This is a genomic window from Streptomyces sp. NPDC059080 (genome assembly GCF_042739975.1).
GTDB classification, from domain to species: Bacteria; Actinomycetota; Actinomycetes; order Streptomycetales; family Streptomycetaceae; genus Streptomyces; species Streptomyces benahoarensis.
Window position 1 is genome coordinate 1 of the sequence record NZ_JBHYGX010000021.1, and the last position, 19,616, is coordinate 19,616.

The window sequence follows — 19,616 nt, forward strand, 5'->3', positions numbered from 1 at the left end:
AGCCCCGGCCGAAGCCGGTCGATCCCAACAGCGTCAAGACGGACGGTCCTGGCTACACCGTTCTTTCTCAGACTGCTCAAATCGGTTTCGAGACCCCGATACAGGCAGGAGCAGAATTCGAGTTTATCGTCTAATCCGCTCTGACCTGCGGAAACGGCGATGCGAGGCCCTCGTTCCTCTTGGAACGGGGGCCTCATCCATGATCAACAGTGGGTGAACTCGACCGGGAGCGTGCGCAAGCCCCGCATGATCAGGCCGCCGCGCCAGCGCAGCTCCTCCGGCTCCACTGCGAGCTGTAGGTCCGGCAGGCGGGTCAGCAGGGTCGCGAGGGCGGTTCGCCCTTCGAGGCGGGCGAGCGGCGCGCCGAGGCAGTAGTGGATGCCGTGGCCGTAGCCGAGGTGGGGGTTGTCGGTGCGGCGCAGATCGAGGGTGTCCGGGGCGTCGAAGCGTGCGGGGTCGCGGTCGGCGGCGGCGAGGACGACGAGTACTGGGTCGCCCTTCGAGATTTCGACGCCCCCAATCTCCAGCGGCTCGGTCGCGTAGCGCCAGGTGGCCAGCTCGACCGGCCCGTCGTACCGCAGCAGTTCCTCGATGCCGGTGGTGAGCAGGTCGGTGTCGCCGGCCGCGAGCGACTTTTGGAGCAGCTCCCGCTGGGCGGGGTTGCGGAGCAGCGCGTAGGCGCCGTTGCCTATCAAGTTAATGGTCGTTTCGAAACCCGCAAATAGAAGTACGAAACACATGGCCACGACTTCCTCTTCGGTGAGGTGCTCGCCGTGATCGGAAGCTCGGATTAGTCCCGAAATGAGGTCGTCGCCGAGTTCGGCCCGTTTGCGATGGATGAGTTCGGTGAGATAGGCCCGAATCTTCTTAACGGCGCGGGCTACTCCGCCACGCGGGCCCTTCCCGTGCCGGATCATCATGCCTGCCCAGTCGCGCAAATCATCCTGGTCCTCGTGGGGTACCCCGAGGAGGTCGCAAATCGCGTAGATGGGGAGGGGGAAGGCGAATTCATGGATCAAGTCCGCTTCCCCGCGTGCGGCGAATCCGTCGATCAGCTCGTCTGTAAGCTCTTGGACGCGCGGTGTAAATTCCGCTACTCGACGGGGGGTAAATGCCTTCGAGACGAGCCGCCGCAGGCGGGTGTGGTCGGGTGGGTCAATATTGAGCAGATGCGTCATGAGATTGGCGCTGCGCTCGCCCGGAATGCCTGTCTTGCTTTTCCCCTGTGCGTCTTCGGCGTGATGCACGGGATTCTTCGAGAGCCGCTGATCGGCGAGGGCCTGGCGGGCGTCCGCGTAGCGGGTCACGAGCCATGCCTCAACCCCGCTGGGGAGCTGGGTCCGGTGTACGGGAGAGTTTTCCCGGAGCCAGGCGTAGGCGGGGTACGGATCTGTGGCGAACTCCCATGTGAAGAGTTCCGGCGTCGGGATGTGGTTCACCTGACGACGGTATCCGGAGGCTGATGTGGGACCCGTACCCACTGTCCGCCCTCAGCCCTACTCTGCCTGAACCACGACTGATTCTGGAGAGACGTATGCGGTCCATACGACCTGCCGCGCGTGTATCCCTGGCTGCCCTCGTGCTGAGCGCCGTCTTGTCGGCGTGCGGAGGTGGAGGAGACGGCCTCGACAAACGCAGCTACACGGCGGGGTACAACGAAGCGTTCGGCGGGGCCTACATGCCGACCGACACCCGCAGCCGGGACGAGATCAAGGCGAGCTGCGACGCCCTGTTCGCGGACTGGGCGAGAGCGTCGGGCAAACACGGCATCGTGCGCGCGGACTGGGTGGAGGGCTGCGCTGACGTGGCCCAGAACAAGGACTCTCGTTTCTGAGAGAAGGACTCCCGAGGCGAACCGCGCTCCGGGATGGCGAAGCCGGCGGCGAGAAGAAGAGCCGTCGAGACAGGGGGGAGGCTGAATGAACATCAGCGAGGGAATGATCTTCAACACCGTCGCGGAGAAGGGTTGTTTGGCGCTGGGTGACTCGGACGAGGACGGAAACTTCGTAGGGCAGGACAGTAACGGCGTGGAGTGCCTCTTCAGCACGGCCATGGTTGTGCACGCTCGCCCGCCGGGGTTCCACGTCGTCGCCCGCCTGGAGCCTGACGGTTCGGACCTGTACATCACGGACCAGGTGGCGGTGTCCGTGTCACCGACCATGGCAGCGCAGGAACTGAAGGCACAGCCCGCCGACCTATTCGCCGTGTGGGAGGTGGGGGAGACCCAGCCGACCACGGAGGAGGCCGAGCAGTGCTCGCAGACGCGGCTCCCGCAGTCCGTGTACGTCTACGTAGGCAGCATGCTGAGGCTGCTGGACGACATGGCCGTGGGGCACACGAAGAGCGATTGCCGTGGCTGATCACGGAGGAGCCCAGCCGGGCGACAGAGCCGTGCAGGGTTTGGCGCCGGGCGGAGCCGTCGGGCACAACCAATGGCACGAGTACAACATCGACCGGCAACTTGAGCGCCGCTGATCAATAGGGCTATTGAACCCCTCATTCCTTCGGGAGTGGGGGGCTTTTGCATGCCCGAAAACGCGAGGAGGAGCTTGTGAGCGATGAGCTGAAGAAGGCAGCGGTGCGTGTGTACGTGACATGCGTGCCCGACCCGGTGGTCGACGACGACTACTTCTGGGACAACGTGCGCTGGGGTCTGCTGGGCCTGGTGCCCTTCTGGAGTGCGGATCTGGCGGGCGATTCCGAAGAACAGCTGAGGCAGGCCGCCGAGGACGCGGAGGACGTGATCGCGCACAAAGCCGATGTCTTCCAGTACCAGAAGAACCGACAAAAGGCCACGGGAGTGTTGTCGGCGCTGGCCGCTGCGATAGCGCTGGGCGCGCGTCAGGAGGGCGGCATCACGCATCTGGGTATCCACGCGTGCCTGGAGCCCCATGAGGGGTGCCCGCAGTAGCCGGTCACCCCGTGAGAGCCAATCTGCCCCCGCTTCGATCCGGAGCGGGGGCTTCGTCATATCTGGAGGTACGTGTGGCAGTGCTGGAGTGGCTCTTCGACACCAAATGGCGGGCGCCCGGAGTCCTGGACGGGCTGGCGGCCCTGGGGCTGTTCGCCGTGTCCAGGGTCGGCGTGGAGCCGAGGAGACAGAAGCATCGGAGGACGAGATGAAGGGGGCCGAGGTGCCGGAATCGAGTGATAGACAGACCTTCATGGTGGAGCAGCAGGTACCCGGACGGCACGCGGGCGTGATCGAGGCGGTCCGGGGAATGGAAGAGGCGGTGGCTGAGAAGGCGTTGCTGTCGGTCGGAGCGACGAGCCGGCGGTTGGCTGGTCTGCTCGGGGTGAACGACACGACCGCCTTGCGGTATCTGCGTGAGGTCATCGCGTCCGGGAAGCTCATCGAGATCGACCACGCCGGGCGCAGGATGATGTTGCCCTGGCCGGCGGAGGTGGAGGCCCCGCCGGACTGCTGGGCAACCGGTGAGGTGAAGCGGGGCAACTTCCGCATGACGGCGCACCGCGAGGTCGGTCCAGCCATGTCGAAGATCCGTTTCGTGTTCACGCCGGAGCGGTTGAAGCGGGTGATGAACCAGGCCGTGGCAGAGGCGGTCGAGAGGGCGGCCGAGAAGCAGGGCCTGGAGGAGGAGTGGCAGGCGAAGCGCGCCGCGAAGGAGGCCGAGGGGAGGGCAGTGTTCGTGACGCACTACCCGGTTCTCGCCGGTTTGTTGTCGAGGTTGCACGAGCAGGTGCACGTCTCGGAGGACTCGGCGCGGGGCGTGAGCTTCCATGCGACCGAGCATCCGAGGGCGGGTGTCGTGGCGCGGGTCAGTATTGAGGTGGACGACGAGCGGTTCGGAGTCCTGGAGGGGATCCTGAACAAGGCACTGGGGGACTAGCGTCCAAGCTGGTGGGGGCTCTGCGTCGAACGGCGCGGGGCCCCCTTTTTGGTTGATCAATCCACGCAGGTGCGTTCGCAACTGCGCTCGCACATGCCAGAGTGATGGGTGTCTGGAAGGGGGCGCGAGATGGCGCAGAAGGATGTGTGGGTTCCCCCGGAGTTGCTTGATGCGCTGCCGTGTTCGTGGGAGGAGCTGTCGGAGGCGGAGCAGGCGTTCGTGCGCGGAATGGCATCGACGACGGGGCTGGGCGGTGCCTTGAGGCGCGCGGCCAGAGTCGTGGAGAGCGAGATTGCTTCGAGCGTGGCGCTTGATGGAGCTACTCCCTCGGTGCCGGCTCCTCGACAATCTCCGCATCCATGATGCCCATTTGAGATAGGGCGTCTTGGGCTGATACTGCCCCCGCGGGGGACAGCGCGGGGGGGCCATCGGACTTGGGGCCGAAGAGGCGGCTGATGAGTCCGACCTCCGCGTTGTCCTTCGACTGCATCTTCATCGAGAAGGTGAATCCGGCCTCTTCGATGTCGGACTTGAGCTTGACGAACTTGGCGAGGCGGTCCATCTCGGAGGAGAGATTCGGATCGGCGTACCCGCCTTCTACCTCCTCTGACATGCGCATACTGAACACCCTCATGGCCTGCATGCTGATCATCGAGTCGAGCAGAGCGATGTACTGCTCCTTGGTGCGCACGCGCACAGGCATCTCGTACGCACAGGATTCCCCGGGCTGATACTCGGGGCACTTGTTGGCCAGGAAGCAGCCGTCGCAGACGCGGACGCCGGGGTCGACGGCGTTGATGCGGTGTTCGGTGCGGGTCTGGCGTTCCCCGGTGTCGGGGTCGGTGTAGCGGTGGGTGAATGCCTCGGTCTCGATGCCGGGGAGGAGCTTCTTCACTCGTTCGGCGGGGGGGTGAGTTGCCCCTTCGTGCTCGCCTTCGGAAGAGGTCGCCGTAACTGGAGTGGCACTGCTTTCCCCGTTTCCCGTGGTGGGGGGTGGGGCGGTGTCAGTTACTCCCTTGCCGTGGCGCTGCGAAATGTGGTCGATCTGGCGGCGCCAGGACCACAGGGAGAGACGGAGGTTCTCGGTGGCGTCGTCGGCCTCGATCAAGTCGATGTCGAATCCTGCCCTGGTGATCAGCGTCCTGTGCCGCTTGCGGGCCTGCGCCTTGTAGCGGGCCGGGTAGCGACGCATTTCGTTGCCGGTCCAGATGAACGTCTCGCCATGTTGGGCGGCCGACAGCCACGTGGTGGAGGAGACGGAGTACCAGTCGGCGGAGAGCATGAGCGGCGGCGAGCTGAAGCCCATCCCGTGGAGCTTGATGGTACGGCTGATTGCGCGGAGGGTGGGGATGATGTCCCGGTCGCCGCAGGTGCCCTGTCCCACCGCTATGTAGGGGTAGGTGTCGGCCATACGCTTGAGGACGTCCAGGCCCCATTCCTCGTGCCAGACGACGATCGACTTTTCGGGGTCGAGGTGCTGTCGGCGGCGCTCAATCCAGTCGCGGCCCATGGGCAGGGCGTCGAACTCGGCGTATGCCTGGACGCGGTCCAGGTTCTGCTCCACGAACTCGTCGTAGTGCGTCGCGATGTCCTGGATCTCGGAGGGGGCGACCTCGACGCCGGCGCGGTTGAGGGTGTGACAGCCACTGTCCAGGAACACCGACTGCTGGGGGGTGTAGTGCTCTGCGATGGACCAGGGCTTGGAGAACTTCACGCGGCGGCGGAGCCCCATGTAGGACATGCCGACGTGCGGGACGTCTTCGGCGGCCAGGAGGTTGCGGTGGGAGGGGATCTCCGCGCCGGCGAAGTAGAAGATCACGATTTTTCCTGGGGGGTGTCGTCGAGGACGGCGTCCATGAACTGCTGCGGCGAGAACCGGGAGTTGTCGCGCTTGAACATGCGGGACAGGTCACCGGCGATCTCGGTGACCACGTCGGTTGCGGCCGGGTGGCAGCGGAGGGCGTCGTGGAGGATTCCGGCTGTTTCGCGGTAGTGCTTCCGGGACATGGCCATGGCGCGTGCTCCTAGGCGGGGTCGATGAACTCGACCTGGGTTGCGCCGTCGTGGCCGTGGATGTGCTCGACGCTGTCGTATAGGGCGTGGGTGGCGATCTGGGTGCGCCAGCGCAGGGCGCAGGTGCCGTCGGGCCACTGGACGCCGTCGGCGACGTGGCCTTCTCCGGAGACGCCGGTGGTGTCGTCGGTGCGGATGAGTTTGACGCGGCGGGGCGCGAGGTGCGCAGGGGCGATCATTGGGGCTCCGGTGGGTATGGGGCGAGGCGGAGGTCGTGCTGGCGCTCGACGTCGTGGGCGAGGTCGTCCCAGGGGCGGATGGCCTGAGATTCGGCGCTCGGGGGTGGGGGCCCCTGATGTGCGGAGGTGATCAGGGCGGTGCTCCAGCCGGCGGCCAGCTCGGCGGTGGCGCAGGTGGGGTCGGACTCGATGACGAGGGCGCCGATGCGCCAGGCGCGGACGCGGTGCAGAGCTTCGAGGCGGCCGGCGGGTCCGGGCTCGGGGGCGTGGAGGTAGGACTGGTGACCGGTGATCTGCCGCTTGTGCAGCCACAGGGCGATGTCCTGCTCGGTCCAGGTGTGGGAGAGCAGGTGTAGGCGGGTGTTCTTGGCCAGGGACTGGTAGAGGCTCCAGCCGGTGTCGATGTGTCCTTCGCTGTTGGGGATGCGGAGGACGCCTTCGATGACCATCACGGCGGCGAGCACGGGGAGATGCTCAGATCTTGAGGCGGTCGGCGAGCGACTGGTTCTGGGCGGCCTGCTGCATCTGTGCCGTCATGGCCATGAGCTGGTGCGCGGTGATCGCGGCGAGCTTGGATGCTTCGATGTCGGATACGACCTCGGAGCAGCCGAACTTCATCTCAATGACGGACGTGGGGTGTTCGGGGGTGACGGGCTTGTCGATGTCGCCGATCGCTTCCCATTCGCCGTTCTCGTGCTGGACGACCATGAAGGCGGTGCGGACCTTGAGGGGGCCGGTGGCGTCGGTGGTGGGGGTGTCGAAGGGCACGGGTGCTCCTAGTCGAGTTCGTGTGAGTAGAGGTCTTCTTTTTCCAGCCGACGGGCCTGGCGGCGTTCTTTGTCGCGGGCGCGGATGCAGGTGATGCATTCGCGGCGGCCGGAGTGCCAGCGGGTGTTTTCTTCGGTGTATTCGTGGTTCTTGGGGCAGTGGGTTTTGCGTGCGTTTTTGGCGGAGAAGGATTCGCCTCGCGCTACGTTTTCTGTACCGGGCACCGGTTCGAGATGGTCCGGGTTGCAGCAGGCCCTGATCCGGCAGAGGTGATCGACGTGCCAGCCGGGCGGAACGGTCTTTTGGTTGGCCAGTTCCCAGGCGATGATGTGGGTGCCTTTGACGCGGCCGTTGGGGAGCCGGAATTTCCCGTAGCCGTAGTCGTCTTTGGCGCCGAGCCATATGTGGCAGTCGTCGAATTCGGAGCCCTCGTCGACCTTGTCGTAGAAGCGCCGTTCCCAGCCGCCCGTCGAGTTCTGCCGACGGTTTTGAGCACTCATTCGTACAGCCCCAGCTTGTGCCGCACCTTCTGCTCGTTGACGCTGCGGATGGGGCAGTAGTCGCAGAGGTAGCGCTGGCCGGCCGGGTTGGACTTGTTCCACTTGGACAGGCCCTCGGCCTTGCGGTCGCCGGCAGTAGGCGGCGTGAGGAGCTTCTTGTCCGAGTGGAAATCGGAGCATGTCTCGGGCCGGCCCCGACCGCGCCAGCACTGCATGGCATCGGATTTGAGGGTGTCTACGGCCTGGTAGACCCAGGGCTCCATTCCTGTGGCGCCCTCTTCTTGCCAGACGCGCTTGAGGATTTCCTCGCGGGCGGAGCTGTCGGAATGCCAGCGGTCCTCGTCTACGCCTTCGACCGGGTAGAGCCGGCCGAAATGCCGTTCACCATTGGGATACTGGTGCTTGGCTACTGCGTATTCGAGGACCGTGTCTCCGCGCGGGTCACCCTCGTAGTGCGGAAGCACTTCGGTGGAGTGGCAATCCTTGCAAAGGAGTAGGCGGATCTGCGTCATGCGTTGACGCTAATACCACCCATTTTTCTGCCAGAAATTCCAGGCGTCGCACGGGGTTCCGTAGCGGGACTGGATATAAGAGAGCCCCCACCGCATCTGGGTGCGGGGGTTGGACCGCCAGTCGCTGCCGGCCGATGCCATCTTCGATCCGGGCAGGGCCTGGAAGAGGCCGTAGGCGCCTGAACTGGGGTTGGTGGCACGGGAGTTCCAGCCGCTTTCCCGGGAGACCAGGCTGCTTAGGCACTGGTACTGCGCCTGGGACATGCGGGACTGGGCGTAGGCGCGGGCGCCGGAGACGGTCGCGCTCTGCGCGGGGGCTGTGCGGCGCTGTGTGCGCGATGCGCGGGGTTGTGCGCTGTGCTCGGCCTTGGCGGCGACGCGGCGCTTGGCCTGGGCGCGCTGCTCTGCTCGTTGCTTGGCGCGGTGTTCGGCGGCTGCCTTGGCCTGGGCTGCGCGGCGCTTGGCAGCGGCTTCGGCGGCTGCTCGGCGGTGGGCTGTGGCCTGGGCCTCTGACTGGAGGTTCAGGGTGGTGACGAGGCTGAGGTGGTCATCGCGCAGGATGTCGCCGAGTGGCGTCATCGTGGGGGTGAGGACGGCCTTGTCGTCGCGGGGGCGGTCGTCTTTGGCGTCTGCCTGGGGTGTGAGGACGGCGGCCGTGAGGAGGCCGGCGAGAAGGAGTGCGGCGGCGATGCGGCACTGGCGCCAGGAGAGGACCGGGAGTTTCGGGCGGGACACCAGATGTCCTTTCTACGGGGACAGGTCCCCGGCCATCCCGAAGGCGTTCCGGCGCCTGTCACCGTAGAGCCTCAGAAAATGAGGCAGGTATCCGCTATACGGGCGGCTGGCCGTATACGGGGTTGGGGGTCTTGGCCTGCTTCTGCGGATAGGAGGGAGGCCGGGCCAGACCCAGGAACCAGCCGAAGGCGGGGCTGACCTTGGCCTCCAGCGTCCGGAAGAGGCCGTAGTAGACGAGGGTGAACCCAGCTACCAAGGCGTTGGAGAGGGCCTGCTCATCCACGTCCACGTTGATCTGCACGAGGAACGCGACGATCCATCCGACGATGACGGGGACGACCATGCGCCATACGGATACGGCCCAGTCGTAGACGGGCATGGCGTGCCTCCTTTCGCTTCCAGCGCTTCAACGCGCCTATTTCTGCGGGATGTGGAGAACCTGGCCGACCTTGATCGCGTTCGGGTCGGCGAGGTGGTTCAGAGCGACGATGTCCTTGTAGCGGTCCGCGTAGCCGAGCTTGGCGCGGGCGATCGAGGAGAGGGTGTCGCCCTTCTTGACCGTGTACGTGGTGGAGCCGCCGAGCGACCAGGACGCAGAGTGCTTGAGACGCTCAGCGACGAGAGTGCGGATGGAGGCCATGGCGACGCCCCGGGGGTCCGACTTCTGATCGGACCACTCCAGGTGCCCAATGACGGACTTGGCGCCCCACTGGTGTGCTCGGCAGACCGCGGCCGTGGCACGGACGATCGCCTCGATCTGCGCGACGGTCCAGGGGTCCCTCCCATCGCCGAGGTTCTCGCATTCGAAACCGTAGAACCGCGAATTGCCATCGACCGCGCCGGAGTCACCCTCACCCTTGTGAGTAGCTGGCGGGTTGGTGGCGTACGACTCGGCGACGACCGCGTTGAGCACGTTCACGTCACCCCCGCCAGCATGATTGGCCCTGCCCATCCCCACGAGGTACACGGTGCCGTCCTTGCCGATCACGCCATGACACAACGGACCGGGGAGTCCGCTGTAGCCGTCCTTGCAGATCTGCACCGTCTTGGACGTGCCGGAAGTGACGGTGTGGTGGACCATGACCCCGTTGACTGGGCCCCAGGACCCCTTGGCGTTGCGGTTGTGAGTGCGCCAGGAGCCGACCTCGACGACTGAGAGGCCCTCGGCACGGAGCGCACTGAGGAACGCGGTTGCGGTGAGAGGTGTGGCCACTGTCCTCAATCTCCTTACGCGGCAGGGGTGGTGCCGGTGACGGCCGGGGAGGACTTGGCGCCCTCGCCGACGCTGTTCACAGCGGCCACGGTGACGGAGTACGGGGAGGAGGCGGCGTAGCCGGTGATGCCGGTGGAGGTGGTGCCGGCCGGGCTGGTCGCCTTCAGCGTCGAGCCGTCATAGACCTTGTAGGAGGTGACGGCGGGCTGGACGCCGGTCGGGGCGGCCCAGGAGACATCCATGCCGGTGGCGGTCACATTGGCGACGCTCACGCCCGTGGGTGCGCCGGGCACTGCATTCGTCTTGCCGCTCAACGCAGTCGACTTGGGGCCCTCGCCGACGGAGTTGGTGGCGGTGACGGTGATGGAGTACGCCTGACCGGGGGTGTAGCCGGACACCGTGCCGGAGATGTTAGGTGCGGCGACTTCGGCCTTCTTCGTGGTGCCCTGGTAGAGGCTGTACTTCGTGACCGGAGGGTCCATGGTGACCGCGGTCCACTTCACCGGGACGCTGGTGGTCGACACGGCTCCGGTCAGGGCCAGGCCGGTGGGGGCGCTCGGTGCGGCCGGGGTGGGGACGCTGCCGGTCAGCGCGGCGGAGGCCGGGCCGACGCCGAGCGAGTTCCCGGCGACGACGGTGAACGAGTACGCCTGGCCGGCGGTGTAGGAGAGCGTGACGTGCGGGGCGTCGCCGAGTGGTGCCTGGACGGTAGCGACCTTGCGGGTGCCGTCGTAGACCGCGTAGAAGGTGGGCGCCCCGTTGACGATCCCGATGGGCGGCGGGGTCAGGGTGAGCTTGACCTGGCCCCCGACGACCGGGGACTCGGTGAGCGTGGGCGTGCCGGCCTTGCCTGGAGCGGAGACGGCCGGCGGGATCTGACTGCGCAGGACCGTGGAGAACGCGGAGACGGCCGTGCCGTTCGTGTCGGTGCGCACCGAGCGGACCTTGAGGGCCAGGCGCGTGTCCGGTGTGGTGAAGGCCGGGGTGGTGAAGGTGATGGTCTGGTTGGTGCCAGTGGGCTGGTCGATCTCGCCCAGCTTGACGTCGCCGATGTCGAGGCCGATGCGGTCGGGGTCCATCGGGACATCCGTCTCGCGCGTCGCGTTGTTATAGACCTCGTACTTGGTGGCGTCTCGCTGCCTGTCCCAGCTCAGGACGAGGGGGCCGCCGGCCGCCGTGGTGATGACGGGGAGCGGGGCGGCGAAGGCGAGGTTGTCGGGTGCGGTGGGCGGGAGCGTGTTGTGCTGCTGGTCGAAGCCGATGGCGGGGGTGGTGAGGGTGAGCGGGTCCGACTCGGGGCCGTACACGTCGTCGTGGTTGTACGCGGCGACGGTGACGGTGTACTCGGTCTCGGGCTGGACGCGCACCCACTGCGGGCGGACCGGGTCGGTGCGGTCCCAGTAGCCGGTGAGGATCGCGTCGGTGTCGCCACCGGGCACGATGACGTCTCCCTCGCCGACGATCGTGAGCCGGTGGCCGGCGATGTAGATGTGGTCCAGGCCCCGGGAGCCGAGGCTGGAGCCGCCTGCGTCGGGCAGCGGGGGCAGGGGCGGCATCTTGGCGTGCTCGGCGATCTGGCCGATGTTGGAGTGCCAGAAGAGCTGGATCTCGTACGGCATGACGCGGCCGGCGCCGGTGTCGTGGCCTTCGGCGGTCTTGTACCAGGTGGGCTTCGAGGGAACGGCCGTGTCGCCGTAGTCGGTCGGCCGGTCGGCCACGCGCTCTTCAGCAGTGAGCGGCGGGTCGACGAGGGAGAGAGGGCTGCCCGGCTCTGCGGTCAGCTCGCTGTTGGTCTCCAGATTCCACGTCTCATTCGCCATCAAGAGGGCCTTTCTCGGCTGGGGTCTTCGCTTTCCGCGTCGGCTACCGGGGGTGGTTGCCGGGGAACCGGCGCGGGGTCTTCGGGCAGGTACTTGGCGATCAGCCGAAAGAGGACGAGGCCGATGGCGCTGACGAGAATGGACAGCATCTGCGCCGCCACGTCGCTCATGGTCATGGCCGCTCCCGCATGTGCCGCAACCACGCCGAAAAGGCTGCGAAGGACACCCCCACGAATGCGGCCACGTTGGCGAACTGCATCCATGGATCGGCGGGGGAATTGATGAGGGAGATCGAGGCGAACGCCAGCAGATAGGCGCCGAGGTAGCCCATGAGACGCAGGCTCGACGTTTTCAGGGAGTAGACCATCGACACGAGGCCGAGGATGATGCCGAGCGTGGTGTAAATGAGAGCGATGAGGTAGGCAGCGCTGTCGCTCGGTGCGTCCACGACGGAAAATGGTGTGGATCCGAGGGCCTTTTGGAGGGCAGCAGAAACCGTGAAGACGCTGAGGCCGACGCCCAGGATCCTCTTGGTCACCGCCGGCGGGTAGTAGTACCCGCTGCACTCACGCTTCACATCACATCCCGACGTAGTGGGGCGCAGGCGTCGCCACGAAGTTCGGCGTGGTCACGGCGCCGCCGCTGTCCGGACGGTGCTTCACCGGGTCCTCGTGGATGCCGTACCAGCGGTCGTCCAGGTCGCTGCGCACGGCGTAGGTGGTGGCCTCCACCTGACCGCCTCGGTCGGTGACGACCTTCTTGTAGGCGCCGTCCGTCAGGCCCTCACAGAGATCACCGCTGAGCGCGCGTTGGGGTGCGTAGCTCACTTCGGTTCACCACCCTTCTTCTTCATGACCTTCTTCACCGTCTTCGTCGTCGTGGCCTGTGCCTTGGCCTTGCGGCGATGCAGCCAGGCGAGATTGATCCTGGGAAGGCGCATCACTTCTCCCCGAGCTTCTTGACGGCGGGCGCGGCCCGCTTCTTCGAGGACCCGGGGGCGACGCCGGCGCTGAGGGTGCGGCCCACGCTCACCCCGGCGGAGAACTCGCTCGTGGTGGCGGGCGGCTTCGGGCCGTACGCACCCTTGGTGCGCTGGTCCTGCAAGTTGCTCTTGCCGTGGGTGACACCGGTGACGTTGTCGCCTCGGCCGGTGCGGCGGCGATCGGTGGCGCGGGTGGCTCGGGGCACGTCAGATCACTCCCAAGGCGGGGTACGAGGTCGCGGAATAGCCGGACTGGCGCTGGCTGTAGTCGACGCGGCTACCGGGATAGACCTCGTCCAGGCGCGCGATGTCGGCGATACCGGGGATGCGCTGGCGGTATCCGACGCGCGGCGGGCGGCGGCCGATGTTCGGGATGGGCGGCTTCATGCGCCGCGCCGCGTCCGGTGGGATGTCGGTCCACTCCCGCAGGTAGTTGGTGACCTGCTGCTCCTGGAGCGTCGACCACGGCCGGCGCGCGTACAACGAGTCCTGGGACATCACGTCACCTCCAGGCCGGACGGAGACGCTGGAGCTGTGCGCGGCGCTGCTCGTTGACGGCCGTGAACGGCGGGGTGATCTCCTGGGTGTAGACGCGCTGGGCGGTGGCGAACCGGGCCTGCGTGGCGACGAGGGTCTCGGACTTGCCGTCGTTGACGAGCGGCGAGCCGATGAACGAGCCACGCTGCGTCCACCTCTCGCCGCGCGCCTGTGCTTCGAGGCCAGCGGTCGGGTTGACGTCGTCGGTCCAGTAGTAGTCCGCCGGGTCAATGCGCTCGCCCTTGTGCACGCCGCGCTGGTAGGAGCGCTGCGTGGCGCGGTTGCCGATGGAGTTGAGGAGCTTGTCCTGGCGGCGGGTGCCCGCGCCGATCGTGCCGAGGTAGCCGTCGGGGTACTCAGCGGAGGGGACATGACCGGTCTCCATCAGGCGGCGGGCGTCAAGGATGTCGCGGGCGCCGGTCATCAGGTAGCCGCCGGAGCCGCCGGTGTACGTCATGCCGCCGCCCGTGCCGGCCTGGTAGGGCGGGTTGTAGCTCAGATTGGAGTTCGCGCCTGCGCGGTTCGGGAAGCTCATGCCTTGTTCCACCCCCCACTGGTCTTGTAGAGCGGTTCGCCGGAGCGGGCGGGGTCGGTGGCGACGCGGTTGACGGACTGGAACGCCTTCGCGCCCAGGCCCACGGCCAGCCCGGTGATGCCAGCGGCACGGCTGGTAGAGGTGGGGCCGCTCGCACGGACGGGTCCGATCGCGGGCGGCGTCGTTGGCCGGGTAGGGACGGGGGCAGGGCCGGGCGCTGCCGGGGCGGGGCTCGGGGCGGCAGGGGACGGACGCGAGGGCCCGGCGTTGTGGTACGCGGCGCCATTGATAGTGACGGTGCGTGGTGCGGGGGTGGGCGGTGTGGGGCTGGGGCTGGGCTGCGGGGAGGGCCAGTGGGTGGGGTTCGGGCCGGCGGCCGAGGGGCTGTTCATGGAGGCCGGCGTGGGGCCGAGGAGGGAGAGTTCGGGCTGGGTCCAACCCGATCCGAAGGTGGCGGGTTCGGCCGGGGTAGACGGAGCCGGGGGCGGGGTGACGCGCTGGCTGGCCATCGACCGGGTGCTCATGCCGGGGAGGGCATGCTGGGAGATGCGGAACTGACTCGCGTTGAACGTCGGGGCGGGCGGGCCCTGCGGGTTGCGGACCTCGTCGGCCGAGAAGAGTGCCCCCTGCTGTCCCTGCGCGCGGGGAGCGGGAGCGGGGCTGGTGGCGTCGGACTGCGGGGTGGGGGTGACCCGGTGGGAGCGAATGGCCTGGTCGCCGAAGCCCCGGAAGGCTGGCTGACGGAACTGGCGCGGGTTGAAGTCCATGGTCACCTCCCGGGGGTGTTGACTCCGTGCGCGAACTCGGAGAGAGCGGGCCCCCGGTCGAGTCCGGTGTTGAACGCGAAGCTGCTGTCGGAGCGCTGGTCCATGTCGGGTCGGGCCGGTGCCATGGCCAGGGAGCCGTTGTCGGCGGTGCCGGTCAGCGGCAGCGACGTGGTGCGGGGGCTGCTGGGGGATGTCACTGAGGTACTCATGAGCGGGCCCACCCCAGGTCGTCGGATGCGGGGGCCGGGGCCGGGGCCGGCGCGGGGGCGCCGTCGCCGTGGTCCAGGGCGCGGGCGGCGGCCGTCCCGAACTGCATGGTGGACAGCATCCGCGAGCCGGTACCCGCGGCTGCGGCGGAAGTGCCGGCGCTGATGGCTCCGGAGCTGGCGGCGGAGGTGACGGCGCTGCGGGCGGCGGTTCCGGCTGCTGCTCGCGCGCCCATGGACAGGGCGGCCCTACCGACCAGGCCGGCGATGAGCGGCAGCATGGGTCAGCCCGCCTTGTAGCCGGTCGACCCGCCCGTGCGGAAGTTGTCCTGCTCGCCGAACGCGCTGCGGACCTGGCGGGAGCTGGTGGTGGCGCAGCAGGGGCATCCGGGGCCGTGGTAGGAGCGGGCGACGGTCACGATGCCAGTCGGGCCGTAGGTCTCGGAGGCCGAGGTGGTGCGGGAGCTGCGGTGAGCTGCGGTCTTGTGCGTCGGGTCCTGGCTCTTGGACAGGCCCGAGCGGGGCCGGGAGGTGCCGTTGGTCGGGCGGGCCCAGGTGACGCGGTGGGATTCGCTGCCCATCGTCGGGAATTCGCCGGTGTTCAGGCTGCCGACGACGTTCGTCTTGCCTCGGTTGGGCGGGGTCCAGTGGCTCATGTTCTCCTCCGCACGGCGCATGTGGGGCCCGGGAGATGCTGAACATGAGTGGTGTACGAGTCGGGGGCGAGCGGGCCTGCTCTGGGGAGTTTAGGTCTCTGATTTTCCCCTTGAATATTTCACGACCCCATGACACGGATCGCGATGCCGAGGAGTTCTCCCTCCGGCGACTTGCTCCGGAAGAACGTGATCTCTTCGGTCAGGCTCGTGCCGAAGGAAGAGACGAAACTCTGGGCGATGGGAATGGCCTTGACCGCCTGATTGATGGCGCCGGCTCCGACTGCCTTCAGAACCACGTGGTGGCCGGCCTTGATTCCATGCGCGATGGCGGAGCCGAGTTCAGGCGGTGGAGTCGTGGACTTGACGCGGAACTCCTTATCGGATGTCGCGTCGGACTGAGTCTGCACGGTGATTACTCCCTGCATTAGAGCTGATGCAGAGAGCGTACGCGTGGCGAATTGCATCAGGTTATGCAGACTTTTTGGTGCGGGAGGGTTTCGGGTTGCGAATCGTGCCGAGGACTTCCCTCTGGAACTTCAGTTCCGGCGGCTGGTCGGCGTCGAGGTCGGCAGCGATCCGCGCGAGGGTGTAGGCGTCGGCGGTGTCGTGGTCAGGTGCCTCGAACTTCCAGCGCATGTACACAGCCAGCAGCATCTTGTCCTTGTCGGCCCGACCGCTGCCGGTCGCGTACTTCTTCACCGAGGCCGGGGCGACGACGTGCAGCAGGTGGGGCGGCCACGTCTGCACCAGGGCCAGGCGCACGATGCCGCCCAGCTCGCCCAGCTCCTCGCGCCTGAACTTGGCGCCGTAGGCGTATCCCTCGTACGCGATGGCGCCGACGGTGCCAGCCAGGAGCTGGGACTGGAAGTACTCGCCCAGCACCCAGTGCACGTGCGCGAGACGCTGAGGGCCGGAGCCGGCCTTCTTCGGAGAGAAGTCGAAGCGCTCACTCTCGGTGCGGCCGGTGGCCGGAGTGAAGGTGACGATGGCGCAGCCGCTGTAGGACTGGTCGATGCCGAGGTAGAGGCGCGGCATCAGATTCCCCAGCGGTGCGCGCGGGACTCGGTGTCGCGGGAGTTCTGCCGACGTGAGAGGTCCCGGGAGCAAAACTGGGCGCGGGACTCGGCGTTCTTGTGAACCATCTCCAGGGCCTCGACGATGCTCAGCGCCTCCAGGTGAGTCTTTTCGTCGGCCTGGACCTGGGGGTCGGCGGCGGCAGCCGACTTCCGGCCGGCCACCGTCTTCTCCATGGACGCGTTCAGGCTGGCGGTGGCCGTGGAGTGGTTGAGATTCTGCTTGGCGGCCTTCTCGGTTGAGCGGGCCTCGACAAGGCGCATAGCCGCGTACGCCGTCCACGAAACGAGCTGCCCGTAGAGCACCATGAGTTGCTGGTCATTCAGCTCGGTGACGTCGTGCGGCAGGGGCGGAAGAAAGCCGTCGGGGCGCTCTTCCTTCTCGAAGCCCATGGACTCTAGATCGTCCCAGAGACGGTCTGCGGCAGTGCTCACTTCTGCTCCTTGAATTCCAGGCATGCGGAGCAACCGATGCGGCCATTGATGTTGCAGTGCGGCGGAGTGTCGGCAGCGAGGCAGTCGACGATCGCGGCGGCGGCCTCGATGAGGGGCTCGGAGAAGGCTTCGTCGTAGGTGGCGGTGAAGCTCTTCGTCTCCTGGGTGGATTTGAAGTCGTAGAAGAAGATGGTGCGGTCGACTTCGAGATCCTCGAAGTGCACGCCGAGGTACATGTAGAGCTGGGTCTGACGTACGGCCGAGGGCAGTGGCCGACGGAAGTCGCGCCAAAGCCGAGTGAGGTCGGGCAGCTTGCCGAACTCGTCGGTCTCGACCGTGTAGCGCTCAAGGAATTCAGGGCGCTCATAGCGCAGCGATCCGAGCCCGAGGGTCTTGATTTCGATGAGCGAGTTATCGTGCGGGGAGTAACCGTCGGCCTTGCCTCCGATGCGCAGAGGGTGAGCGTTGAGGGGGACTTCGGCGTACTCGATGCACCGGCGGGACGCGGAGCAGAGCTGGCAGCAGGTGGGCGTCTGGTCGTCCCAGAACACCTGGTCGCAGGCCAGACAGTGCCAGTCACCAGCCAGGCGGCCCATCTCGCTCAGCCAGCGTTGCCACTTCGTGTGGGTCTCGTGCCCCTCTTGGAAGATGTTCTCGCGGGTGAAGGTCGTCTTCCTGCGGTCTGCCGGTTCGGCTTCCAGTCGCAGGCGATGGAAAGCAGCGAGGTGGCACCAGTCGGGCTTCACCATCTCGCTGGGGTGAAGTACGTCCTGGCGGCGCCCGGACGGCTTGAGTGCCTTTTCCAGTACGTGCTTTTGGAGGTCTCCGAAGAGGCGTTCGGTGCTCTTGGCCGCGTTCAGGTATTCGGTGAGCGCGGGTCCGCCCTTTACGACGCGGCTGGCCACTGGTTCTCCTCGTCGTGCGATGCGTCTGCTTCTCCGGGTGCATGCCAGATCCAGCGCTCGGGCATTCCGGGATGGCGCATGCGCATATCCAGGCGATCCTTAGCGGTCATACCGCCCCAGATTCCGTAGTTCTCTTTGTTGACCATGGCGACGCGCAGGCATTCGGTGCGGCGGGGACAGGGCCTGCCGTCGTAGATGCCGTTGCAGATGTCGAGGGCGAGGGCTTCGTCCTCGAAGAACACGTCCCGGTTGCGGGTGGGCATGAGGCTGTTGTCCCGGCACTTCGCCTCGCCCCGGTGGTGGGTCTCGGACCAGTTGGGTGCGTTGACGATGGCGCGAATGCCCATCACCCGTCCTCCTCGCGCTCGATGAGGCGCAGGAACGTCTCCTTGGACACCACGACCCAGGTGCGGCCCTGCATCTCGACGGCGAACGCCATGTCGCGCAGGTCCAGCAGCGCGTTCTTCTCGGCGTTGATCAGGTCGCGGTGGGTGAGGGAAAAGCGGGCGGCCGAGGTGGTCTTGCACTCGATGGACCAGACGGCGTTGCGGACATCGTTCTTGACCGCCCAGCCGGCGCCGGAGCCCGCCGTGGTGGTGCCGCCGATGTCCTGGGCGAGCCTCTTTTCCTGCGTGCGGGAAGCTTTGATGCGGCGGTCCATCAGGCCATCTCCCGGCGCGCGGCGGTCATCACGTCGTCGGTGAGCTGTTCTTGGAGGTCGAGGTCTTCCCGCAGGGCGGCGGCCATCTTCTTGTCGCCGTGCCACTGGTAGTCGCCGTACTTGTACCAGGAGCCGTCCAGGCGGATCAGGCCCTGGAGGATGCCTTGGGTGACGAGCTGGGAGGCGGTGTCGTACTCGCCGACGCGGAAGCCGGCCGCGCTGTCGGCGAAGTAGAAGCGCAGTGAGGCGACCTGCTGCGGGGCCGCGGCCTTCGACTTGAGCGTCTTGAGCTTGATGACCTGGCCGACGCGGACCGATCCGCCGGGACGTTTCTCGTCGAGCCATTCCGTACGGCTGACCTCGACCCGGGTGTAGTAGGCATAATTCTTCGCCTTTCCGCCCGGTGAGGTCTTCGGGGTGGCCCCGGCCGGCGCCCAGCCGCCGATCTGGTCCCTGAACTGATTCACGATCAGCGCGAGCAAGGGGCGCTCTTGCTCGACGAGAGAACGCCGGGTGGCCTGTCCGACCTTGCGGAAGAAACGACCCGTGACGCGGGCGCCGGACGCCATCGTGGCCTCGTCCATGTTCTTGGCGTCTTCGTCGTCGGCGACCAAGGCCGGGTAGGAGTCGAGCACGATCGCGTCCACGGCGCGGGATTCCGCCGCCTTGATCATCTCCGTGTACGCGTCTTCCATCGCGTTCGTTTCGAAAACGACGACGCGGTCCACGTCGACTCCGAGAGTGGCCGCCCATTCGTGGTCGTATCCCTCGGCCGCGACCCAGAATGTGGTGAAGTCCGGGTCGCGCTCCTGATTGGCGGCAATGGTCTTGTGAACGATGGTTGTTTTGCCGGACGACTCGGCGCCAAGGATTTCGTTCCACTGATTTCCGGGCCAGCCTCCCCCGAGCATCACATCGAGAGAGAGGGAGCCGGAGGTGAAACGGGGAACGGTGGGCATCTTGGATGCGAGAACTACCGATCCGGCGCCATACTTCCTGCTGATCCGTGCCATGAGAGCGCGGGTCTCATCACTGAGCGGCATTCTCAAACCGTATGGAAAGCAAAAAATACCGCACAGAGCCAAATGGGTGGCCTATTTTTAGATGTCCTCGCACCAGGTCGGGTCATTCATCGACCCGAGGCACACGTGCGTCCAGGCAGACTCCCTATCGGCTGGCTTCGGCTGATCCTGTGGTGTGCTGCTGCT

Annotated in this window: 34 protein-coding genes; 5 read left to right on the forward strand and 29 right to left on the reverse strand. The window is 66.8% G+C overall.

Annotation, left to right across the window (positions count from 1 at the left end):
* Positions 1-203 precede the first annotated feature (203 nt).
* Positions 204-1,439, reverse strand: coding sequence for a cytochrome P450 (locus ACFWWQ_RS17845; RefSeq protein WP_384597124.1), 1,236 nt, complete (start codon positions 1,437-1,439; stop codon positions 204-206).
* Positions 1,440-1,579: 140 nt separating this feature from the next.
* Here ACFWWQ_RS17845 and ACFWWQ_RS17850 point away from each other — a divergent pair, with 140 nt between their 5' ends.
* The 5 genes from ACFWWQ_RS17850 to ACFWWQ_RS17870 all read left to right on the forward strand — a co-directional run bounded on the left by ACFWWQ_RS17850 (position 1,580) and on the right by ACFWWQ_RS17870 (position 3,851).
* Positions 1,580-1,834, forward strand: coding sequence for a hypothetical protein (locus ACFWWQ_RS17850; RefSeq protein WP_384597126.1), 255 nt, complete (start codon positions 1,580-1,582; stop codon positions 1,832-1,834).
* A gap of 85 nt (positions 1,835-1,919) precedes the next feature.
* Positions 1,920-2,360, forward strand: coding sequence for a hypothetical protein (locus ACFWWQ_RS17855; RefSeq protein ID WP_384597128.1), 441 nt, complete (start codon positions 1,920-1,922; stop codon positions 2,358-2,360).
* 191 nt (positions 2,361-2,551) lie between these two features.
* The gene (locus ACFWWQ_RS17860) at positions 2,552-2,911 is read left to right on the forward strand and encodes a hypothetical protein (RefSeq protein ID WP_384597130.1); all 360 of its coding nucleotides are present in this window, start codon (positions 2,552-2,554) and stop codon (positions 2,909-2,911) included.
* Between the two features lie 74 nt (positions 2,912-2,985).
* Positions 2,986-3,123 carry a hypothetical protein gene (locus tag ACFWWQ_RS17865; RefSeq protein WP_384597132.1) on the forward strand — a complete coding sequence of 46 codons (138 nt, stop codon included), beginning with the start codon at positions 2,986-2,988 and terminating at the stop codon, positions 3,121-3,123.
* Between the two features lie 41 nt (positions 3,124-3,164).
* Positions 3,165-3,851, forward strand: a complete 687-nt coding sequence (locus ACFWWQ_RS17870) for a hypothetical protein (protein WP_384597134.1) — start codon at positions 3,165-3,167, stop codon at positions 3,849-3,851.
* Between the two features lie 319 nt (positions 3,852-4,170).
* On the opposite strand, the gene ACFWWQ_RS17875 is transcribed toward ACFWWQ_RS17870, so the two are convergent.
* The 28 genes from ACFWWQ_RS17875 to ACFWWQ_RS18010 all read right to left on the reverse strand — a co-directional run bounded on the left by ACFWWQ_RS17875 (position 4,171) and on the right by ACFWWQ_RS18010 (position 19,451).
* The gene (locus ACFWWQ_RS17875) at positions 4,171-5,670 is read right to left on the reverse strand and encodes a hypothetical protein (protein ID WP_384597136.1); all 1,500 of its coding nucleotides are present in this window, start codon (positions 5,668-5,670) and stop codon (positions 4,171-4,173) included.
* The gene (locus ACFWWQ_RS17880) at positions 5,667-5,864 is read right to left on the reverse strand and encodes a hypothetical protein (protein WP_384597138.1); all 198 of its coding nucleotides are present in this window, start codon (positions 5,862-5,864) and stop codon (positions 5,667-5,669) included. The genes ACFWWQ_RS17875 and ACFWWQ_RS17880 overlap by 4 nt, the downstream gene beginning before the upstream one ends.
* Positions 5,865-5,875: 11 nt before the next feature.
* Complete coding sequence (locus tag ACFWWQ_RS17885; protein ID WP_384597140.1) at positions 5,876-6,103, reverse strand: hypothetical protein; 228 nt, start codon at positions 6,101-6,103, stop codon at positions 5,876-5,878.
* Positions 6,100-6,567 (reverse strand): hypothetical protein, encoded by a 468-nt coding sequence (locus tag ACFWWQ_RS17890; protein WP_384597142.1) that lies wholly within the window; start codon positions 6,565-6,567, stop codon positions 6,100-6,102. The genes ACFWWQ_RS17885 and ACFWWQ_RS17890 overlap by 4 nt, the downstream gene beginning before the upstream one ends.
* Positions 6,568-6,577: 10 nt before the next feature.
* On the reverse strand, positions 6,578-6,871 hold the full coding sequence (locus tag ACFWWQ_RS17895; RefSeq protein WP_384597144.1) for a hypothetical protein: 294 nt from the start codon (positions 6,869-6,871) through the stop codon (positions 6,578-6,580).
* Between the two features lie 8 nt (positions 6,872-6,879).
* Positions 6,880-7,371, reverse strand: a complete 492-nt coding sequence (locus tag ACFWWQ_RS17900) for an HNH endonuclease signature motif containing protein (protein ID WP_384597146.1) — start codon at positions 7,369-7,371, stop codon at positions 6,880-6,882.
* On the reverse strand, positions 7,368-7,883 hold the full coding sequence (locus tag ACFWWQ_RS17905) for a hypothetical protein (RefSeq protein ID WP_384597148.1): 516 nt from the start codon (positions 7,881-7,883) through the stop codon (positions 7,368-7,370). The genes ACFWWQ_RS17900 and ACFWWQ_RS17905 overlap by 4 nt, the downstream gene beginning before the upstream one ends.
* 9 nt (positions 7,884-7,892) lie before the next feature.
* Positions 7,893-8,618, reverse strand: coding sequence for a transglycosylase SLT domain-containing protein (locus ACFWWQ_RS17910; RefSeq protein WP_384597150.1), 726 nt, complete (start codon positions 8,616-8,618; stop codon positions 7,893-7,895).
* 94 nt (positions 8,619-8,712) lie between these two features.
* On the reverse strand, positions 8,713-8,997 hold the full coding sequence (locus ACFWWQ_RS17915; RefSeq protein WP_384597152.1) for a hypothetical protein: 285 nt from the start codon (positions 8,995-8,997) through the stop codon (positions 8,713-8,715).
* A gap of 36 nt (positions 8,998-9,033) precedes the next feature.
* On the reverse strand, positions 9,034-9,831 hold the full coding sequence (locus tag ACFWWQ_RS17920; RefSeq protein WP_384597155.1) for an N-acetylmuramoyl-L-alanine amidase: 798 nt from the start codon (positions 9,829-9,831) through the stop codon (positions 9,034-9,036).
* 14 nt (positions 9,832-9,845) lie between these two features.
* Positions 9,846-11,651, reverse strand: coding sequence for a fibronectin type III domain-containing protein (locus ACFWWQ_RS17925; protein ID WP_384597157.1), 1,806 nt, complete (start codon positions 11,649-11,651; stop codon positions 9,846-9,848).
* A complete protein-coding gene (locus tag ACFWWQ_RS17930) occupies positions 11,651-11,827 on the reverse strand; it encodes a hypothetical protein (protein WP_384597159.1) in 177 nt (58 codons plus the stop codon). The genes ACFWWQ_RS17925 and ACFWWQ_RS17930 overlap by 1 nt, the downstream gene beginning before the upstream one ends.
* The gene (locus ACFWWQ_RS17935; protein ID WP_384597161.1) at positions 11,824-12,189 is read right to left on the reverse strand and encodes a hypothetical protein; all 366 of its coding nucleotides are present in this window, start codon (positions 12,187-12,189) and stop codon (positions 11,824-11,826) included. Before ACFWWQ_RS17935 ends, ACFWWQ_RS17930 begins: the two co-directional genes overlap by 4 nt.
* 40 nt (positions 12,190-12,229) lie before the next feature.
* A complete protein-coding gene (locus ACFWWQ_RS17940) occupies positions 12,230-12,478 on the reverse strand; it encodes a hypothetical protein (protein WP_384597163.1) in 249 nt (82 codons plus the stop codon).
* Positions 12,479-12,590: 112 nt separating this feature from the next.
* Entirely contained in the window at positions 12,591-12,839 is a 249-nt protein-coding gene (locus tag ACFWWQ_RS17945; protein ID WP_384597165.1) for a hypothetical protein, read from the reverse strand.
* Between the two features lies 1 nt (position 12,840).
* Positions 12,841-13,131: a hypothetical protein gene (locus ACFWWQ_RS17950; protein WP_384597167.1), complete on the reverse strand. Its 291-nt coding sequence runs from the start codon at positions 13,129-13,131 to the stop codon at positions 12,841-12,843.
* Between the two features lie 4 nt (positions 13,132-13,135).
* Positions 13,136-13,705, reverse strand: coding sequence for a hypothetical protein (locus ACFWWQ_RS17955; protein ID WP_384597169.1), 570 nt, complete (start codon positions 13,703-13,705; stop codon positions 13,136-13,138).
* The gene (locus ACFWWQ_RS17960) at positions 13,702-14,472 is read right to left on the reverse strand and encodes a hypothetical protein (RefSeq protein WP_384597171.1); all 771 of its coding nucleotides are present in this window, start codon (positions 14,470-14,472) and stop codon (positions 13,702-13,704) included. Before ACFWWQ_RS17960 ends, ACFWWQ_RS17955 begins: the two co-directional genes overlap by 4 nt.
* Positions 14,473-14,474: 2 nt before the next feature.
* Positions 14,475-14,681: a hypothetical protein gene (locus ACFWWQ_RS17965; RefSeq protein ID WP_384597173.1), complete on the reverse strand. Its 207-nt coding sequence runs from the start codon at positions 14,679-14,681 to the stop codon at positions 14,475-14,477.
* Entirely contained in the window at positions 14,678-14,959 is a 282-nt protein-coding gene (locus ACFWWQ_RS17970; protein ID WP_384597175.1) for a hypothetical protein, read from the reverse strand. The genes ACFWWQ_RS17965 and ACFWWQ_RS17970 overlap by 4 nt, the downstream gene beginning before the upstream one ends.
* 3 nt (positions 14,960-14,962) lie before the next feature.
* Positions 14,963-15,334 carry a hypothetical protein gene (locus ACFWWQ_RS17975; protein WP_384597177.1) on the reverse strand — a complete coding sequence of 124 codons (372 nt, stop codon included), beginning with the start codon at positions 15,332-15,334 and terminating at the stop codon, positions 14,963-14,965.
* A 119-nt stretch (positions 15,335-15,453) separates the two neighbouring features.
* Entirely contained in the window at positions 15,454-15,741 is a 288-nt protein-coding gene (locus tag ACFWWQ_RS17980; RefSeq protein WP_384597179.1) for a stage V sporulation protein S, read from the reverse strand.
* A gap of 61 nt (positions 15,742-15,802) precedes the next feature.
* A complete protein-coding gene (locus ACFWWQ_RS17985; RefSeq protein WP_384597181.1) occupies positions 15,803-16,369 on the reverse strand; it encodes a hypothetical protein in 567 nt (188 codons plus the stop codon).
* A complete protein-coding gene (locus tag ACFWWQ_RS17990) occupies positions 16,369-16,842 on the reverse strand; it encodes a hypothetical protein (RefSeq protein ID WP_384597183.1) in 474 nt (157 codons plus the stop codon). Before ACFWWQ_RS17990 ends, ACFWWQ_RS17985 begins: the two co-directional genes overlap by 1 nt.
* Positions 16,839-17,747 carry a hypothetical protein gene (locus tag ACFWWQ_RS17995; protein ID WP_384597185.1) on the reverse strand — a complete coding sequence of 303 codons (909 nt, stop codon included), beginning with the start codon at positions 17,745-17,747 and terminating at the stop codon, positions 16,839-16,841. Before ACFWWQ_RS17995 ends, ACFWWQ_RS17990 begins: the two co-directional genes overlap by 4 nt.
* On the reverse strand, positions 17,729-18,094 hold the full coding sequence (locus tag ACFWWQ_RS18000; RefSeq protein WP_384597187.1) for a WhiB family transcriptional regulator: 366 nt from the start codon (positions 18,092-18,094) through the stop codon (positions 17,729-17,731). The genes ACFWWQ_RS17995 and ACFWWQ_RS18000 overlap by 19 nt, the downstream gene beginning before the upstream one ends.
* A complete protein-coding gene (locus tag ACFWWQ_RS18005; RefSeq protein WP_384597188.1) occupies positions 18,094-18,408 on the reverse strand; it encodes a hypothetical protein in 315 nt (104 codons plus the stop codon). The genes ACFWWQ_RS18000 and ACFWWQ_RS18005 overlap by 1 nt, the downstream gene beginning before the upstream one ends.
* Complete coding sequence (locus ACFWWQ_RS18010) at positions 18,408-19,451, reverse strand: hypothetical protein (protein WP_384597190.1); 1,044 nt, start codon at positions 19,449-19,451, stop codon at positions 18,408-18,410. Before ACFWWQ_RS18010 ends, ACFWWQ_RS18005 begins: the two co-directional genes overlap by 1 nt.
* Positions 19,452-19,616: the final 165 nt, after the last annotated feature.

Excerpts from the sequence above, each read along its gene's own strand:
- ACFWWQ_RS17855 (WP_384597128.1), top strand. The coding sequence starts at position 1,920 with ATGAACATCAGCGAGGGAATGATCTTCAACACCGTCGCGGAGAAGGGT.
- ACFWWQ_RS17870 (WP_384597134.1), top strand. The coding sequence starts at position 3,165 with ATGGTGGAGCAGCAGGTACCCGGACGGCACGCGGGCGTGATCGAGGCG.
- ACFWWQ_RS17880 (WP_384597138.1), bottom strand. The coding sequence starts at position 5,864 with ATGGCCATGTCCCGGAAGCACTACCGCGAAACAGCCGGAATCCTCCAC.
- ACFWWQ_RS17885 (WP_384597140.1), bottom strand. The coding sequence starts at position 6,103 with ATGATCGCCCCTGCGCACCTCGCGCCCCGCCGCGTCAAACTCATCCGC.
- ACFWWQ_RS17900 (WP_384597146.1), bottom strand. The coding sequence starts at position 7,371 with ATGAGTGCTCAAAACCGTCGGCAGAACTCGACGGGCGGCTGGGAACGG.
- ACFWWQ_RS17905 (WP_384597148.1), bottom strand. The coding sequence starts at position 7,883 with ATGACGCAGATCCGCCTACTCCTTTGCAAGGATTGCCACTCCACCGAA.
- ACFWWQ_RS17915 (WP_384597152.1), bottom strand. The coding sequence starts at position 8,997 with ATGCCCGTCTACGACTGGGCCGTATCCGTATGGCGCATGGTCGTCCCC.
- ACFWWQ_RS17925 (WP_384597157.1), bottom strand. The coding sequence starts at position 11,651 with ATGGCGAATGAGACGTGGAATCTGGAGACCAACAGCGAGCTGACCGCA.
- ACFWWQ_RS17930 (WP_384597159.1), bottom strand. The coding sequence starts at position 11,827 with ATGACCATGAGCGACGTGGCGGCGCAGATGCTGTCCATTCTCGTCAGC.
- ACFWWQ_RS17950 (WP_384597167.1), bottom strand. The coding sequence starts at position 13,131 with ATGTCCCAGGACTCGTTGTACGCGCGCCGGCCGTGGTCGACGCTCCAG.
- ACFWWQ_RS17955 (WP_384597169.1), bottom strand. The coding sequence starts at position 13,705 with ATGAGCTTCCCGAACCGCGCAGGCGCGAACTCCAATCTGAGCTACAAC.
- ACFWWQ_RS17960 (WP_384597171.1), bottom strand. The coding sequence starts at position 14,472 with ATGGACTTCAACCCGCGCCAGTTCCGTCAGCCAGCCTTCCGGGGCTTC.
- ACFWWQ_RS17965 (WP_384597173.1), bottom strand. The coding sequence starts at position 14,681 with ATGAGTACCTCAGTGACATCCCCCAGCAGCCCCCGCACCACGTCGCTG.
- ACFWWQ_RS17970 (WP_384597175.1), bottom strand. The coding sequence starts at position 14,959 with ATGCTGCCGCTCATCGCCGGCCTGGTCGGTAGGGCCGCCCTGTCCATG.
- ACFWWQ_RS17975 (WP_384597177.1), bottom strand. The coding sequence starts at position 15,334 with ATGAGCCACTGGACCCCGCCCAACCGAGGCAAGACGAACGTCGTCGGC.
- ACFWWQ_RS17985 (WP_384597181.1), bottom strand. The coding sequence starts at position 16,369 with ATGCCGCGCCTCTACCTCGGCATCGACCAGTCCTACAGCGGCTGCGCC.
- ACFWWQ_RS18000 (WP_384597187.1), bottom strand. The coding sequence starts at position 18,094 with ATGGGCATTCGCGCCATCGTCAACGCACCCAACTGGTCCGAGACCCAC.
- ACFWWQ_RS18005 (WP_384597188.1), bottom strand. The coding sequence starts at position 18,408 with ATGGACCGCCGCATCAAAGCTTCCCGCACGCAGGAAAAGAGGCTCGCC.
- ACFWWQ_RS18010 (WP_384597190.1), bottom strand. The coding sequence starts at position 19,451 with ATGCCGCTCAGTGATGAGACCCGCGCTCTCATGGCACGGATCAGCAGG.